The sequence below is a fragment of the Allohahella sp. A8 genome (genome assembly GCF_047946665.1).
Classification (GTDB): Bacteria; Pseudomonadota; Gammaproteobacteria; order Pseudomonadales; family Oleiphilaceae; genus Allohahella.
On sequence record NZ_CP172312.1, the window covers coordinates 2,558,546 to 2,574,702 of the forward strand.

14 protein-coding genes and 2 tRNA genes are annotated in these 16,157 nt (G+C 56.4%); 6 read left to right on the forward strand and 10 right to left on the reverse strand.

Annotated elements, in window-relative coordinates; all coding sequences use genetic code 11:
• Positions 1-127: 127 nt before the first annotated feature.
• Positions 128-2,176, reverse strand: a complete 2,049-nt coding sequence (locus tag ACH3PB_RS11450) for an FAD-dependent oxidoreductase (protein ID WP_416394941.1) — start codon at positions 2,174-2,176, stop codon at positions 128-130.
• 132 nt (positions 2,177-2,308) lie between these two features.
• Between ACH3PB_RS11450 and ACH3PB_RS11455 the strand changes: the two genes are divergently transcribed.
• Together ACH3PB_RS11455 and ACH3PB_RS11460 are read left to right on the forward strand one after the other, a co-directional pair.
• Positions 2,309-3,358, forward strand: a complete 1,050-nt coding sequence (locus ACH3PB_RS11455) for an AraC family transcriptional regulator ligand-binding domain-containing protein (protein WP_416394943.1) — start codon at positions 2,309-2,311, stop codon at positions 3,356-3,358.
• A gap of 320 nt (positions 3,359-3,678) precedes the next feature.
• Positions 3,679-4,665 (forward strand): SGNH/GDSL hydrolase family protein, encoded by a 987-nt coding sequence (locus ACH3PB_RS11460; RefSeq protein WP_416394945.1) that lies wholly within the window; start codon positions 3,679-3,681, stop codon positions 4,663-4,665.
• 161 nt (positions 4,666-4,826) lie between these two features.
• Here the strand turns inward: ACH3PB_RS11460 and ACH3PB_RS11465 are convergent.
• The 3 genes from ACH3PB_RS11465 to ACH3PB_RS11475 form a co-directional block, all read right to left on the reverse strand.
• Positions 4,827-4,903 (reverse strand) — tRNA-Asp (locus ACH3PB_RS11465).
• Between the two features lie 4 nt (positions 4,904-4,907).
• Positions 4,908-4,983 (reverse strand) — tRNA-Val (locus ACH3PB_RS11470).
• 148 nt (positions 4,984-5,131) lie between these two features.
• A complete protein-coding gene (locus ACH3PB_RS11475) occupies positions 5,132-6,184 on the reverse strand; it encodes a hypothetical protein (protein ID WP_416394947.1) in 1,053 nt (350 codons plus the stop codon).
• A 165-nt stretch (positions 6,185-6,349) separates the two neighbouring features.
• Here ACH3PB_RS11475 and purE point away from each other — a divergent pair, with 165 nt between their 5' ends.
• Positions 6,350-6,880 carry a 5-(carboxyamino)imidazole ribonucleotide mutase gene (purE, locus tag ACH3PB_RS11480; protein WP_416394949.1) on the forward strand — a complete coding sequence of 177 codons (531 nt, stop codon included), beginning with the start codon at positions 6,350-6,352 and terminating at the stop codon, positions 6,878-6,880.
• On the forward strand, positions 6,877-8,040 hold the full coding sequence (locus ACH3PB_RS11485) for a 5-(carboxyamino)imidazole ribonucleotide synthase (protein WP_416394950.1): 1,164 nt from the start codon (positions 6,877-6,879) through the stop codon (positions 8,038-8,040). Before purE ends, ACH3PB_RS11485 begins: the two co-directional genes overlap by 4 nt.
• A gap of 32 nt (positions 8,041-8,072) precedes the next feature.
• On the opposite strand, the gene gspD is transcribed toward ACH3PB_RS11485, so the two are convergent.
• The 6 genes from gspD to ACH3PB_RS11515 all read right to left on the reverse strand — a co-directional run bounded on the left by gspD (position 8,073) and on the right by ACH3PB_RS11515 (position 14,975).
• Positions 8,073-10,175: a type II secretion system secretin GspD gene (gene gspD, locus ACH3PB_RS11490; RefSeq protein WP_416394952.1), complete on the reverse strand. Its 2,103-nt coding sequence runs from the start codon at positions 10,173-10,175 to the stop codon at positions 8,073-8,075.
• A gap of 145 nt (positions 10,176-10,320) precedes the next feature.
• The gene (locus ACH3PB_RS11495) at positions 10,321-11,145 is read right to left on the reverse strand and encodes a type II secretion system protein N (protein ID WP_416394953.1); all 825 of its coding nucleotides are present in this window, start codon (positions 11,143-11,145) and stop codon (positions 10,321-10,323) included.
• Positions 11,146-11,195: 50 nt separating this feature from the next.
• Positions 11,196-11,963 carry a type II secretion system protein N gene (gspN, locus tag ACH3PB_RS11500; RefSeq protein ID WP_416394955.1) on the reverse strand — a complete coding sequence of 256 codons (768 nt, stop codon included), beginning with the start codon at positions 11,961-11,963 and terminating at the stop codon, positions 11,196-11,198.
• A gap of 204 nt (positions 11,964-12,167) precedes the next feature.
• Positions 12,168-13,817, reverse strand: coding sequence for a chaperonin GroEL (groL, locus tag ACH3PB_RS11505; protein ID WP_416394957.1), 1,650 nt, complete (start codon positions 13,815-13,817; stop codon positions 12,168-12,170).
• A 124-nt stretch (positions 13,818-13,941) separates the two neighbouring features.
• Positions 13,942-14,232: a co-chaperone GroES gene (locus ACH3PB_RS11510; protein ID WP_416394959.1), complete on the reverse strand. Its 291-nt coding sequence runs from the start codon at positions 14,230-14,232 to the stop codon at positions 13,942-13,944.
• A gap of 155 nt (positions 14,233-14,387) precedes the next feature.
• On the reverse strand, positions 14,388-14,975 hold the full coding sequence (locus ACH3PB_RS11515; protein ID WP_416394960.1) for an FxsA family protein: 588 nt from the start codon (positions 14,973-14,975) through the stop codon (positions 14,388-14,390).
• Positions 14,976-15,087: 112 nt separating this feature from the next.
• Here ACH3PB_RS11515 and ACH3PB_RS11520 point away from each other — a divergent pair, with 112 nt between their 5' ends.
• Together ACH3PB_RS11520 and ACH3PB_RS11525 are read left to right on the forward strand one after the other, a co-directional pair.
• Positions 15,088-15,852, forward strand: coding sequence for an SDR family oxidoreductase (locus tag ACH3PB_RS11520; RefSeq protein ID WP_416394962.1), 765 nt, complete (start codon positions 15,088-15,090; stop codon positions 15,850-15,852).
• Positions 15,836-16,153 carry an MGMT family protein gene (locus ACH3PB_RS11525; RefSeq protein ID WP_416394964.1) on the forward strand — a complete coding sequence of 106 codons (318 nt, stop codon included), beginning with the start codon at positions 15,836-15,838 and terminating at the stop codon, positions 16,151-16,153. Before ACH3PB_RS11520 ends, ACH3PB_RS11525 begins: the two co-directional genes overlap by 17 nt.
• The last annotated feature ends 4 nt before the right edge of the window (positions 16,154-16,157 follow it).

Sequence of the window (16,157 nt, forward strand, 5' to 3'; positions counted from 1 at the left end):
GACGACATGCTGTCGAGCCGGTCCAACAGGAAAAAAATAGCACTAAAAGGCTGGGGTGTCAGTGCCAGCTTTGTAGCTGGCACTGTGAAGGGTCGGACTTGTGACGGGGTTGGCTTCCGCGAACGGCCTAGAGTGCTGCGGCTACACGGCAGCCCTGATTGATCGCGCGCTTGGCATCCAGCTCGGCAGCGACGTCTGATCCACCTATAAGCTGCACTGGAATACCTGCTGCTTCCAGCGGTTCGAACAGCTCTCTCAACGGCTCCTGCCCTGCGCAGATGATGACGTGGTCGACATCGAGCACTTGCGGCTGGCCGTTGACAGTGATGTGAAAACCTTCATCGTCGATCTTCAGATATTCACAGCCTGACAGCATCTTGACGTCTCTATGCTTCAGCGAGGTCCTGTGGATCCAGCCGGTGGTCTTGCCAAGATTCTTGCCAAGCTTGCTGGTCTTGCGCTGCATGAGGATGACCTCGCGCGCAGGCTTCTCGATCTCTGCTTCCACACCAGCAACACCACCACGATGGTCTACGCCCAGATCGACGCCCCACTCCTCCATAAACTTTTCGGTATTCAGTGCCGGTGATTCACCAGTGTGCGTGAGAAATTCAGAAACGTCGAAACCGATACCACCGGCACCGACAACCGCGACCTTCTGACCTATTTCCACTCGCTGATACAGGGCGTCGATATAGCTCACAGCCTTCGGATGATCGATACCTTCGATTTCAGGGGTCCGCGGCTTCACACCTGTCGCGAGCAAGACTTCATCGAAACCCTGATCAATCAGGTCCTGCGCAGTCACGCGCACGCCCAGACGCACATCAACATTGTGCTTCTTCAGCATGACGTCGTAGTAACGCAGGGTTTCGTAGAACTCTTCCTTGCCAGGAATCAGCTTCGCCATATTGAACTGACCACCGATCTTGTCAGCCGAGTCGAACAGGGTCACATCATGGCCACGCTCTGCGGCAATCGTCGACGCCGCCAGTCCAGCAGGCCCGGCACCCACCACGGCAATCTTGCGTGGCTGCGCGGTCTTTATATAAACAAGTTCGGTCTCATGACACGCGCGTGGATTCACCAGGCAGCTCGTCAGCTTGAGCTGGAAGGTGTGGTCAAGGCAGGCCTGATTACAGGCGATACAGGTATTGATTTCATGCGCCTTGCCGGCCGCCGCCTTGTTGACGAAGTCGGGGTCCGCCAGGAAAGGACGCGCCATGGAGATCATGTCGGCATCACCGTCGGCCAATACCTTTTCAGCTACTGCAGGCATGTTGATCCGGTTGGTGGTGATGACCGGAATGTTGACATGCGGCTTGAGCTTCGCTGTTACTTTCGTAAAGGCCGCGCGCGGCACCATGGTCGCAATTGTCGGCACTCGTGCTTCGTGCCAGCCGATTCCAGTGTTCAGGATAGTGGCGCCGGCCTTTTCTATGGCCTGACCAAGCTGTACAACCTCATCCCAGGTGCTGCCATCGTCGATGAGATCGAGCATGGAGAGGCGGTAGATGATGATGAAATTCGGTCCGACTCGCTCGCGTACCCGACGAACGACCTCGATAGGCAGTCGTGTTCTGTTCTCATAGGAGCCGCCCCACTTGTCGGTGCGCTTGTTGGTGTGCGAAACGATGAACTGGTTGATGAAGTAGCCTTCACTCCCCATTATCTCGACGCCATCGTAGCCGGCTTCCTGAGCCAATGCGGCGCAGCGGGCATAGGCTTCGATCTGCTCATCGACTTCTTCGGTCGACAGCTCCTTAGGGTTGAACATGTTGATTGGCGCCTTGATCGCCGATGGCGCCACAAGCTTGGGATGGTAGGCGTAACGGCCAGCATGGAGAATCTGCATGCAGATCTTGCCGTCGTAAGCATGCACAGCGTCCGTGACGATCCTGTGCTTGGCCACCTCTTCCGGCGTCGTCAGCTTGGAGGCACCCTGCGCCACACAGCCTTCTTCGTTCGGACCGATGCCACCGGTGACGATCAGGCCAACACCGCCCTTGGCTCGCTCTGCGAAATAGGCTGCCATGCGGTTGAAGCCGTTCGGAGACTCTTCGAGGCCAGTATGCATGCTGCCCATCAACATGCGGTTCTTCAGGGTGGTGAACCCGAGATCCAGTGGGCTGAGCATGTGTGGATATTTCTGATCTGACTCGAGAGTCGCGTGCATACTGATCTCCGCTGGTGAGCTGGCTGCCCAACATCGGGCAACTGGTCATTCTGTAGCGCTGTAATGTAGACCCTGACAGACAACAGGACAATGTCCTAAACTTACAGAATCGTATCTCTGAAGCGCAGGCCCATGACACGTCCCAAAAGTAGCGCTCGCCCACTTGGCGATGTATCAGTAAATTTTCTTCGTTTGCTGATCGATACTGCACAGATTCTAGGCGCGACCCCCGATCCCGTTTTGCGTAAATACAAGCTCGGCGAGGAGGCGCTCCAGCAGCCCCAGACGAGAGTGAGCATTCAGCGTTACATGCGTATCGGTAAGGAGCTGATTGATCTGAGCGGCCGGGCCGATCTGGGGCTTGAAATGGGTGCGCGGATGCAGGTTACCACCCTCGGGCTACCGGGTTACGCCGCGATGACTGCCAACTCGCTGGAACACGCGATTAGGCTGGCCATCATGTATGAGCGACTGGCCAGCAGGAACCAGCAAGGCAGCAGTCGCTATTATCGCGAGCAGATCAAAGATCGATCACGCGCCACGAAATCGAACCGTCGGCTGCACGGCGTAGCTCAACTCTACTCGCTCGAACCCTATAACGAATTTAACCACTTCGTCGTCGACGCCACCCTTGCCGGCTGGTTCGCGATTGCCCGCTGGCTCACCGGTCGAAGCGACATCGTCGACTATGTGGAAGTGGAGTATCCGCAACCTGACTATGCTCAGGCCTACAGAGCCTTCTTTGGCTGCCCTGTGTATTTCGGCCAGGCGCGGAATGCAGTGCTGTTTTCAGAATCCGCCCTTGACCTGCCATCACTGTACAAGCACCCCTTGACGCACCTGCAGATGCTAGGCATCTGCGATGAAGCGCTTACCAGAGTACAGGTGGATATGACGATGGCAGAGCGAGTGTCGGAGGTCATCCGTTCTCGTCTGGAAAGTGGCGGTATCAGCCTTCTTGAAACAGCCGATCAACTGGTGACGACCCCGTGGTCGCTGCGTCGACAGCTCGCGAGAGAGAACACCAGCTTCAACAGGCTTTTGGATGAGGTGCGTCGCAACCGGGCGGAACTCCTGGCGAAAACCACAAACCGCTCACTCACCCAGATCAGCTTCGAGCTTGGCTTTGCCAACCCCGCTTCGTTTCACCGTGCCCGCAGACGATGGCAGGCAGACGAATGAGCAGCCAGACTTACTCGCCTCAGCGCGTCGTCTAGAGTTCCTCGCCATCGTCCTGGTCGCTGTCATCATCGAAGAAAATGTCACTACTGCGTGAAACACTCTCCTCCATAAGTTCTTCATAGTAATCCTGCATGTCACGTTCTCCTGTCCGGCCTCCAATGGGCGCTTCGCCCGTCTTCCACACAGTATTCCCAGACTTGATGACAGTATCGTGAAGGTCTCTGCTCCGGTTGCCATGATTCGAGCGTATCCAGCCTGTGCTGCAAATTTAGCGGCAGGAGAGTCCGAAGGACGCAACAAGCCCAGAAGGAGTTATAAACGTGCTCGAATCCATGAATGCCGTGCCCGTGCGGCGACTGCTCGCCAGTGTATTGATCAGCTGCTCGCTCATCGCCTGTAGCGATGATGACGATAAGGAAGAACGTGACGAAGGACGGGATCTTTACGTTTTCGGGGACAGTCTCTCTGACACCGGGAACATCGGAGAATTTCTGACATTCAACGACGATCTGCCTGACCCATTCTATGAAAATCGAATTACCAACGGTCCCGTCATTGTCGATTACGTGGCCCAGGCGCTGGGCGAAGCGGTTGAACCGGCGGAATACGTCGAACCAGGGGAAGACGGCACCAATTATGCTGTGTCCGGATCGAAGGCGAACGACCCAGACCCGAACCTGACACTGAGCAACCAGATCGATTTCTTCCTGCGCAACAACAATGATGTCGTGGATCCGAAGGATTTGTTCATCATATTTATAGGCGGTAATGACATTACTGGCGCTGTTGGACAGGAGGGTGCTGCAGCGACGGCTGCACTCGATGCAGCGGTGGCCGAAGTTGGCGATGCGGTCATGGATATCGCAACCAGGGGTGGTCGGGAGTTCTTCGTGCTGACTGTGCCGGATATCGGCAAGACCCCAGATCTCCTGGAAGCAGATGCAGGAACGCCCGGAAGAGCCGCCAAGGCCAGCATGTTGACGCAGTACTACAACGATTCATTACGCCTTACCTTGGACTCTGTGAAAAACCAGCTGCTGACCATGAATCTCACCGGCGTAGAGATCACCGTGGTTGACACCTTTGCAATCTTCAATGACAAGCTAGCACGAGCTGCTGAACTGGGTTTGACGAACACCACGGACGCTTGCTACATCATTGCAGATTTCGCATTCAAGCCGCCGTGTAATGAGGCCCTGCTGCCAAACTATGCCTTCTTCGACAAGATTCATCCAAGCGGTCGGATGCATGAGTTGGTTGGAAAAGACGTGGCTGCGCAGATTGAGGCTGTCGTGAACGCGCAGTAGGACGCGGACGGAGGACCTGATGGAGCTTCATGAACATCAGGTCCTGCTGCTCCACCTATTTCCGTGCCCGAAAAAATCCGGACGCAAGAAAGAACCGGCATGCTTTGCGCAAGTCGGTTTTATTTTCCGTGCCATAAACGGCAAGAGAATTCAGAAAAAGTTGGCGGAGCGGACGGGACTCGAACCCGCGACCCCCGGCGTGACAGGCCGGTATTCTAACCAACTGAACTACCGCTCCATTTTGGTGGGTGGTACAGGGATCGAACCTGTGACCTACGCCTTGTAAGGGCGCCGCTCTCCCAGCTGAGCTAACCACCCGAGCTCAACGCTTTAGATTTCGTCCTGAGGACTGCGTCGATATTCGGTATCAGTGCGTGCTTGCGATGTTTCTGCTTGCACGTTTGAGGCCGCGAATATTAAAGAGAGGACCCACCTCTGTCAACACCTAATCCTCACTTAATTTAAATTATTGTGAAGACATGAGATTGAGCTGCAGCGCCAGCTCATTCAAACGCCTGTCTACTGCCACAAAACGCTGCACCAGCTGCTGTCTCGCAGCGTCGATTGAGTCCACCTGCTGCTGCAGGGACTTCATGGTTTCTGGCGTGACCACTTCACGCGAGGCCGCTCTGGAGGCACTCTGCGCGAGCTTACGTGCCTCCACGAGCTGATCGCCCTGCTGTGCTACCGAGGACTGCAACTGCGACAGCCCCTTGTCCACTTGTTCAATCTTGCCCGTGATGGCAGCCAGACGCTCCTGAGTCGCCGCTCCCGCCTGCTCGGCCATCTGCGCCACTGCCTCATCAACTTTGCCAAGGCGCGTCTCGAGTGCCGTTGTAGTGGCACTCAGGGCATTCTGCTCGGCGAGGATGTCCTCCGAAAGCTGGCTGAGGGTCGAGAGACTCCGAGTGTGCTGTTCGATGGCCTTGTTGGCTGTCCCGAGTTGCGCATCCAGGGCAAGCTGCTTCTGCACCAGAACGGCATTGCTTTTTTCCAGGGCAGCCAGCTTCTTCGCAGCTTCGGCAGTCTCCGCCGCTGTGGATTTTTCAAGCTTGCGCAACTGGGCGTCCATCTTCTTCAGCGCCCGGGCCATTTCGTTGCCGCTTTGTGCCAAGGTTGCATCAGTCTGGCTGAGCTGGCCTTCGAGTTCACCGGCGAGCTTCTGACTTTCATCCGCCAGCGTCTGTGCAGTAGTCAGCTCATCCTGCAGGTTGTCTACGATCTGCTGCTGCAGGTAGAGAACATAGCCACCACCGGCTGCCAGCGCCAACAGGAGCAGCCAGAGCAGCCAGGTGCTACCAGACCCTTTGGCTGCCTGCGCAGGCTGCGCTCGCCCTCCATAGCCCGCTCCATGCCCACCCGATGCCGCATAGCTGTCGCGACCTGCTCTCATGCTGCTATCGTCAGCAGCGTTGTCGTCAGTACGGTGGTGCTCACCGGTGCCGCGCTGCACAGTCGCCTTGCCTCTGCCAGTGCCGGGCCTGTCGAGTTCATCGAAGTCGGGTTTGAGTGGTTCCATGGGTCTCCAGAATTCATGAGGCTGCTCCATCAAGCGGCTTGAGGAAGCGTGGTTTCGAGTCTGATTTCATTGTCGCTAAGGTAGCGGTCGAAATCCATGCTTATTGCACTCGATGGCCGCCGTAGATAGACTGCACGGTTTTCAATTTGCCGGTAGACATCATTCATGAGCGAATCCAAACAGGCGCGGGTCGGAATTATCATGGGCTCCAGATCAGACTGGCCCACTATGATCCATGCCTCAGAAATGCTGACCAGACTCGGGGTCGCTCACGAAGTCGAGGTGGTCTCTGCGCATCGCACCCCTCATAGACTCACCGAGTATGCTACACAGGCCCGCGAGCGCGGCCTGATGGTGATTATCGCCGGCGCCGGCGGTGCAGCCCACCTGCCAGGCATGGTTGCTGCGCACACGCCCCTGCCAGTACTCGGCGTGCCGGTGAAGTCAAAGACCCTTAATGGACTCGATTCACTCCTATCAATCGTGCAGATGCCTGCGGGCATCGCCGTAGGCACGCTCGCCATTGGTCAGGCCGGTGCGAGCAATGCCGGGCTGTTGGCAGCCCAGATCATCAGCCTGCACGACGACAGTGTGCGCAGGCACATCGATGAGTTCCGTCAGCAGCAGACCGAAACCGTGTCGAGGGGCAGTGACCCTCGGCTTGATCTCGATGCTCAGCCAGGCCAATCCTCATGAAAAAGGCCGCGCGCAGCCGCAATCGCACTACCGGACTGAAGGTCGGCGTACTGGGCGCAGGCCAGCTTGGACGAATGATGGCGCTGGAAGGCATACCGCTTGGCATGCAATTCGCGTTTTACGACACCTCAGGCGCACCATCGGCCGGACTGGGCAAAATTTATAGCGATCCTGACAACAGCCTGGCGCCCCTGAGTGACTTCATCAACGATGTTGATGTGGTGACCTACGAGTTTGAACATCTACCGCTTGACCTTGCGAACCAGGTCGCGGCTACCAAACCGCTCTATCCTGGCGTGAAGGCGCTACGCATTTGCCAGAATCGGGTGCTTGAGAAACAGACCTTCGAGTCACTGAACATTCCGACAGCGCCGTTCAGGGTCATCGACTCGCAGACGGATCTCGAGCAGGCAGTCGAGGCGCTTGGCCTGCCCTGCGTGCTCAAGTCCACGACAGAGGGCTATGATGGCAAGGGTCAGGCGGTATTACGTGACGCTGCCGACATTGCGGATGTCTGGCGGACCTTGGGGGAGCGACAGTTGATTGCCGAAGCCTTCATTCCCTTCCAGCGCGAACTTTCCATCATTGCAGTGCGAGCGGAGGATGGCACGACTGCCACCTACCCTCTCATGGAGAATATTCATTGCGAGGGCATCCTCAGGTACACCATAGCCCCTGCCCCCGACTGTAGTAGCGAAACCTTTGTCAGGGCGAGCGATTATGCTGAGCGCCTGCTGAACCACCTGGATTATGTTGGCGTGCTGGCGCTCGAGCTGTTCGAGGTAAACGGCTCGTTGATGGCGAACGAAATGGCACCGAGAGTGCACAACTCAGGTCACTGGACACAGAATGGTGCCCACACGAGCCAGTTCGAGAACCACCTGCGAGCAGTATCAGGCCTGCCACTCGGCGATACCGGCGCGATAGGTGTAAGCTGCATGGTGAACCTCATCGGCCAGGAGGCCGATACAGCCGCCGTCCTGACGCTCACCGACACGCACCTGCATCTCTATGGTAAATCCGAGCGGCCCGGTCGCAAGGTTGGTCATATCAATATCGTAGCCAGTGACTATGCTGAGCTGATGAAGAAACTGAAGCTCTGCCTGCCACACGTGCCGGATCATCCGGCCTTCTCCTCAAGCCTGATATCACTACCCTGACATGAAAAAAGCCGGCAATGCCGGCTTTTCATTTACAGTACTTTCGGTTCCTGATCTGGCTTGATGAGCACCGGGTCCTTTTTCGACTTCGAACGATCTTCAAGCGGATTGCCAAGGAAGAGTGACTCAACCTCTGGCCGCACAAGCTCTCCAACTGCCTCTTCACCCTCAGTCTGTGCCTTGAGGTCCAGATTCAGCTTCCACAGCCTGTTGTAGCGATCTTCTACGATAGTCTTGGCCTCACCCTTATTGCGCAGGATGGTAGGCCGAAGGAAGACCATAAGGTTGGCCTTTTCCTTGTTTCTCGTCGTGGTACGGAACAGCGCCCCGATCAAGGGTATATCACCCAGCAGTGGCACCTTGGCTTCGCTGAAGCGATAGTTCTCGCTGATGAGACCACCGAGTACGATGGTTTCAAGATTGTCTGCCAGAACCGAGGTCTTGATTTCGCGCTTGTTGGTGATAATGTCGCTCGCCGCTTCATTCGAAGGCGCGATAGACGAAGACTCCTGCTCGATTTCCAGTCGGACAAGCTCACCATCACTGATGCTCGGCGTGACTCGCAGGGTCAGACCGACATCCTGCCGCTCGATCGTGGTGAAGGGATTCGAAAGGCCATCGGTACCGGTTGAAGTCGAGCCGGTTCGGAATGGTACGTTCTGACCCACAACGATCTCGGACTCCTGGTTGTCCATGGTGATGATGCTCGGTGTACTGAGCAGCTTGGCCTGTCCACTGGTAGCAAGCGCCTGTATGAGCGCACCCCATACCTTGCCGTCGTCTTTCTTCTCACCGAAGGCAATGGCAGCGCCATCCGGGACACCGGGAATTGTGCCCGTGTCGGAAATAATCGCGCCGATCACCGTGGCTGCAGAAACACCGCCATTTGAGAAGTTGGTGATGGCGGCAGGAACGTTATTGGCACCTGCGGCAAGCTGTACGCCAAGCGCACGACTCAGACCGTCACTTATTTCCACGATAGCCGCTTCAATGAGTACCTGAGCACGACGAACATCGAGCTGCTCCACGATGGCTTCAATTTCAGTCATCATCGATGGTTCTGCACGAACCACGAGCGCGTTCAGACCTTCATCAGCATAGATGCTGACCTTGGTTGACTGGCTACCACCGCCGCCACCCGGTGCGCCACCCTCGCCACCTTTACTGACGTTCTTCTCGATATCACCCATGATGCCCTTGAGCAGCTCTGCAAGCTTCTCGGCGTCGGCATTACGGAGATTGATGACCTTGGTCGCACCGGAAACAGCGGCCGGCTGATCCAGCTTGGCGACGAGATCACGGACCTTGTCTCTGAAGACATCATCGCCCTTGACGATCAGGCGGTTACTGCGCTCGTCGGCGACGACACTGAACTTGCCACCAGGCCCGCCTTTACCAGCACCAGCCTTGCCGAGCTCAGTAGGCGCCAGTTGCTCGAGTAGCTTGACGAGATCACCGACCCAGGCTTCCTGGAGCTGGATAACCTCGAGCTTGTAATCAGCCGGACTATCGAGCTCGCGAACCAGAGAGCGGATGCGATTGATGTTGTTAACGTGGTCACTAATGATGAGGGCATTGGAGGCCGCGACACCCGCGAGGTGACCGTACTTAGCCACCATCGGGCGCAGAATGGGCACCAGCTCCAGCGCGTTGGCATTCTTGACTTCAATGACCTGGGTCACGAGCTGATCGGCCGGGACCTTCTTGAAACGATCCAGGTTGGCTGCGCCCTGCTTGGCTTCGTTCTCCAGCACGATCTTGATGACATCTTCGCCAGGAATAGCACTGAAGCCATGTACGTTCAGTACCGAGAGGAACATCTCGTAGACTTCCTCCCTGTTCATCGGCGTATTTGAGATGACAGTGACTTTGGCCTTGACCCTGGGATTGATGACAAAACTGTAGCCAGTGATGTCTGCGATCTGGGTGATGAAGGCGCGGATGTCCGCGTCCTTCAGATTGATCTTCCAGGTCTGCTCCTGGCTTTCGTTGGCTGCAGCGTTCTGATCGCCAGCCGGTGGGGCAGCGACTACCTGGGCACCTACGCCAAGCAAGGCGCTCATGGCCACGGCACTCACGAGCCGCTTCACACCGCTCGAAGCATGTCTGCTTGCAAGAAAACGGTCTGCATTCAAGCAGCGGTCTTGACCGGTTTCGCCGGTCAGGCCTGTCGAAACCGGCTGCAGAGGTGATCTTATCATCCTGGACATATAGTTCTGCTTATAAAAGTGGTCGATTCAAATTCATCAGCTGAGTGCTGCCCGCACCAAACCGCCTAGCTTACGGTATAGGATAGCTTATTGAGAACACAGCTCCATCGCGTTCCACTTCCACTTCGAGCATTCCGCTCTGGTGGAATTCCTTCATCATGCGCCTGTCTTCCTGAACATTACCCAGCACATGACCATTTATTGAGCGGATCACATCGCCCGCCCGCAGGTTCAGCGATCGCAACATCGGATTGCCGCCAGTAAAACGATAGCCCTCTGCGGCGCCGCCAGCGGCTGCAGGCTCAAGCCCGACAGAGGCAAGCGCGGCTGGCGCATCTTCTGCCAGCTGCTGCTCAGCCATGCTGAGAAACTCTTCCGGCGACTGCGGCAGCGGTGCGCCCGAATTGCTCGACGCAGGTTTGGCCGCAACCTGAGGGCGTGCCATAGTCTTGATCGTCGCGCCCTTATCGAAGGAAAGGGTTTCCATGACGCCGTTTCGATCGAGCAATACTCGATCATCATAAACAGCAGCCAGTACTACGCCCCCTGGCAATTCCTCATCCATCCTATAGTAATTCGCCTCAGCATTCCGTTCCGAAATTATCGCGCCGCTGCTTCGGCTATCGAGCCCTACTACGACGCCATGCAGATCGAGCTGCATGCTGGTCTCCGGCACCTCGACCTGCGCCATTTCCTGGCGAACTTCGCCAGCGGGCTTGCGGCCGAACAGATTCCAGGCGGCATAGTTTGCCTTAATTGTTTCAGTGCCACCGCGACCCTGCTCAAAGTTCGCGACCAAAGGTCTGAATGCGTCTGGATAAAGCACTGGCCAAATCCACTTTCCAAGCAGCCATACGAAGAGCACGATGGCGGTCCACAGTAGAATATTCGTCAAAAAATTCCGTGCCCCTGCGCCGAGAGCCAACAAGCGACTTGTCGCCATAACTAAGGCCTCACCAGCGGCTGTTTCAGCCGGAACACAATCGCATCCGCATCAGCTCGATCACTGTACGGCGCACCGGCCACATCCAGCATACGCTTGCGAACCTGCAAGGCCAGCGTCATCCCCGGCTCGAGCACTGCCGACAGGAGCTTGGCGCCCGTATCGTTCAGCACGAGATCGAGCGATGGCTGCCCGCTGGTCTGACCGAGATCACCGCGCAGGGCAGGAATATCTGCAGTCTGGTCATTCGCACCCACTGGATAGCTTACACGGCCGCCGGGCCAGTATAAATTTCCATCGGCGCTTAATAGTTGTTCGTTATTGAAATCGTAACGTGCCTGAACATTTCTTACATCAACCAAACCACCGACCTGTAGACGGTTCTGCGACAAAATTGGCTTGAACAGGTCAAGATCGATACTTCCGCTAACATTCAGGTCTGCCACAGAGGCAGTCGTGGTCGCTCCGACAGTGAGGTCGATACCGCGGGTTCTGACCTGGGTCTGCACAAATTCGTCGCCAAACAGCAGACTACTGACGGAGAGCTTCCAATCTATAAGTACCCGCTCGCCGGTCTGCTGCACAACAGCCAGCGCAGCACCATCCCAGATAGTACCCGAGAGCTGCTGCGGCTGAACGGGCATCGATCGCAAATCCGCAGTCTTGCTGACCATATCCCACATCACGGCTGCCGGCATATGAACGAGCGCGCTCGTGATGAAAATGAGCGATACCAGCAGCACCGATGCGATAGCGAGAAAGATTCTCATGAAAAAGGCATTAATCCATTGAACGACATTGGCGCTACTCTGTTTCGCAGCCACGAAAGCGACGCATCATAGCAAAAGCATAGCAGTGAATTCACATTTAACTGCTCATAAAAAAGCCTCGCAACCATAGGGATGCGAGGCTCTTCTCATCTTGAGGCTTACATATGCGTAAGCCTGTCGATATTTCGCTGGGAAGCGAGGGCTTTACATCATGCCGCCCATGCCGCCCATTCCACCCATGCCGCCCATATCTGGCATGCCGCCGCCCTTCTCGTCAGCTGGCTCATCAGCGATCATACACTCGGTAGTGATCATGAGGCTGGCGATGGAAGCCGCAGACTGCAGTGCAGTACGGGTGACTTTGGCTGGATCCAGGATACCCATTTCCAGCATGTCGCCGTATTCTTCAGAGGCAGCATTGTAGCCGTAGGCACCCTTGTTCTGCTTGATCTTGTCGATAACGACTGAGGCTTCGCCACCAGCGTTAGTAACGATCTGACGCAGTGGCGCTTCCATGGCCTTGCGCAGCAGGTTAATGCCGACGGTCTGATCATCGTTGTCGCCCTTCAGGCCTTCGAGACCCTGCAATGCGCGCAACAGTGCAACGCCGCCGCCAGGTACTACGCCTTCTTCAACTGCAGCACGAGTAGAGTGCAGCGCGTCTTCTACGCGAGCCTTCTTCTCTTTCATTTCAGTTTCAGTTACAGCGCCAACCTTGATGACTGCAACACCGCCTGCCAGCTTGGCAACGCGCTCCTGCAACTTCTCACGGTCGTAGTCTGAAGTGGTGTCTTCAATCTGCTTGCGGATCTGACCAACACGCGCATCGATATCGTTCTTCGCGCCTGCACCATCGATGATGGTGGTGTTTTCCTTGGTGATCACGGCACGCTTGGCACGACCGAGGTCGTCAAGGGTGGCGTTCTCGAGAGACAGACCAACTTCTTCAGAGATGACAGTACCGCCGGTGAGGATGGCGATGTCCTGCAGCATTTCCTTGCGACGGTCGCCGAAGCCAGGGGCCTTCACAGCAGCAACTTTGACGATGCCGCGCATGTTGTTGACAACCAGAGTCGCCAGCGCTTCGCCTTCGAGGTCTTCACTGATGACCAGGAGCGGCTTGCCTGCCTTGGCGACAGCTTCGAGAACAGGCAGCATCTCACGGATGTTGCTGATCTTCTTGTCTACCAGCAGAACCAGCGGCTCTTCGACTTCAGCGCTCATGTTCTCCTGGTTGTTGATGAAGTAAGGCGACAGGTAGCCACGGTCGAACTGCATGCCTTCAACGACTTCGAGTTCGTCTTCGAGGCCAGTGCCTTCTTCAACGGTGATCACGCCTTCCTTGCCAACTTTTTCCATCGCGTCAGCAATCAGCTGACCAATGCGATTGTCGCTGTTGGCAGAAATAGTACCAACCTGGGCAATTGCCTTGCTGTCTGCACATGGCTTGGCCAGTGAACGGATTTCTTCAACGGCCTGCTTCACGGCCTTGTCGATGCCGCGCTTGAGGTCCATTGGGTTCATGCCAGCAGCAACGGCCTTGAGGCCTTCGTTCAGGATGGCCTGAGTGAGAACAGTTGCAGTGGTAGTACCGTCGCCAGCTTCGTCGTTGGTTCTGGAAGCGACTTCCTTGACCATCTGTGCGCCCATGTTCTCGAACTTGTCTTTCAGTTCGATTTCCTTGGCAACAGAAACGCCGTCTTTAGTGACGGTAGGTGCGCCATACGACTTGTCGAGGATGACGTTACGGCCTTTAGGGCCCAGGGTAACTTTAACCGCATCCGCCAGGATGTTGACACCTGCGACCATGCGCTTACGGGCGGTTTCGCCGAATTTGATTTCTTTAGCAGCCATTTCAATTAATCCTTCAGAAATTGTTTATTTGATCGTGAGCCTGAGGTTTGCTGGCACAGTGGCCGGTATCAGGGTTCGCTGATTAAGCCTCGCCGATTAACCTTCGCTGATTAACCTTCGGTGATTAACCTTCGATAACGCCGAAGATATCGCTCTCATTCATGATGAGAAGCTCTTCGCCGTCGACCTTGACGGTGCTGCCTGAGTACTGACCGAACATGACCTTGTCACCGGCTTTTACACTGCAAGGACGCACGTCACCGTTGGTCAGGATCCGGCCTTCACCAACAGCAAGAACCTCGCCCTGCTGCGGCTTTTCTGCAGCACTTCCTGGCAACACAATACCGCCGGCAGATTTTGTTTCTTCTTCGTTACGGCGAACGACCACACGATCGTGAAGCGGACGAATTTTCATCTCAGAGACTCTCCCAATTCGAAAAAACCAGATTTTTACTGATGTTACGTGCCACGACCGCGGTGTCCGGCAATATCCGGGACGCACTGCAGTGGCGATGTGAACTGAATGTGGGGCTGCCCGTCAGGAATTCAACGGGCGGAGAGGAAAAATTTTTACTTTTTATCGATCTCGGTGAACTCACCTTCGATGACGCGGCCTGAGCCGGATTCTGAACTGGAGGGGCGAACATGATCTTCATTGGCAGCCGGCCCGCTGCCGAAGGGATTACCATCCGGGCGCTGGCCAAAGCCACCTGCACCGAAAGGGCCCTGGCCGCTATTGAAAGGACCCTGACTCTTGCCAAACGGTCCCTTGGCGCCGCCGAAGGTGCTGTAGCGGGTCACCGCAGCACCAGCGAGTCGCTTGCTCACACCGGCAATCAGCATGGCCCGTGTTGGCGGCAGAATCAGGAAGAGACCGCAAGCATCGGTCACGAAGCCGGGCGTCATCAACAGGATGCCGCCTATCAGCATCAGCAGCCCCTCAACGAGCTCCCTGGCCGGCATCTCACCGGCTGCCGCTTTCATCTGCACCTGCGCGAGTATCTGCGTACCCTGGCGACGGAGTAGCCAGGCGCCAGTGACACCGGTTGCAATAATGATAAGGATGGTGGGGCCGAGACCGATCACCTGCCCAACATTGACTAGGACGATGAGCTCGATAATGGCAATAACCGGAATAAGAAATAACAGGCGACTCATGAGTTTCGGGCCGAACTGGTTGGAAGAAGGGAGATAGCATACCATACCTGGCCGAGCTATCGATTCAAGAACTGCTGACAACAAGTCGGCAGTGCAGACAGGTGTGTTGATTATGAATGCGAACGATTGTGTAGTTGTGATTACCGGCGGTGGCGCTGGTCTTGGGCGCTCAATGGCGCTGTACCTGGCCTCTCGGAAAGCCAAGCTGGCTCTGCTGGACGTCAATGAAGACGGCCTCACGGAAACCGCGAAGCAGTGCCGCGAAGCGGGTGCCATGGACGTCGCCACCTTCAAGTGCAATGTCGCTTCTGAGAGCGAAGTCGAGTCAGTGTTCGGCGCCGTGGTCGATTACTTCGGTCACATTGACTGCCTTGTGAACAATGCGGGTGTGCTGCGTGATGGCATGCTGATCAAGGCGAAGGATGGCGAGATCGTCAAGCGCATGTCTCTGGCTGAGTGGCAGATGGTCATCGACGTGAACCTGACTGGCGTCTTCCTCTGCGGGCGTGAAGCCGCGACGCATATGATCAATGCCAAGCGACCTGGCGTCATCATCAATATCTCGAGCGTCTCCCGCGCCGGAAATATCGGTCAGAGCAATTATTCAGCCGCCAAGGCTGGCGTCGCGGCGATGTCGGTGACCTGGGCGAAGGAGCTGGCGCGGTACAACATCCGTTCCATGGCCGTGGCACCGGGCTTTATCGAAACCGATATGATCCGCTCCATGAAGCCCGAGGCCCTGCAGAAAATGACGAGCCAGATTCCGCTGCAGCGCATGGGTCAGCCTGATGAGATCGCGAAGACCATCGCCTTCATCATCGAGAACGATTACCTCACTGGACGCGTCATCGAGGTAGATGGTGGCATCCGGGTCTGAGGATGAACGCCGCCAGGCCATCTTCGCAACGGTGATGGCCATCCCGCCCGGCCGCGTGTGCAGCTATGGTGAAGTTGCGCGTCTGTCGCAGCAGCCGGGGCTGGCGCGCTTCGTCGGGCGCATTCTTGGGGAGGTGGACGGCCTGCCGTGGCACAGGGTCGTTCGTACCGGCGGACAGGTCGCGTTCGCCCAGGAGACGAAGAAGTATCATGAACAGGTGCGGCGGCTGGTAGAAGAAGGTGTAGAGATCAAAAATGGACGTGTGCAGGACTGGAAACAGCGGTTCTGGCGAGGCTACTGAGTCC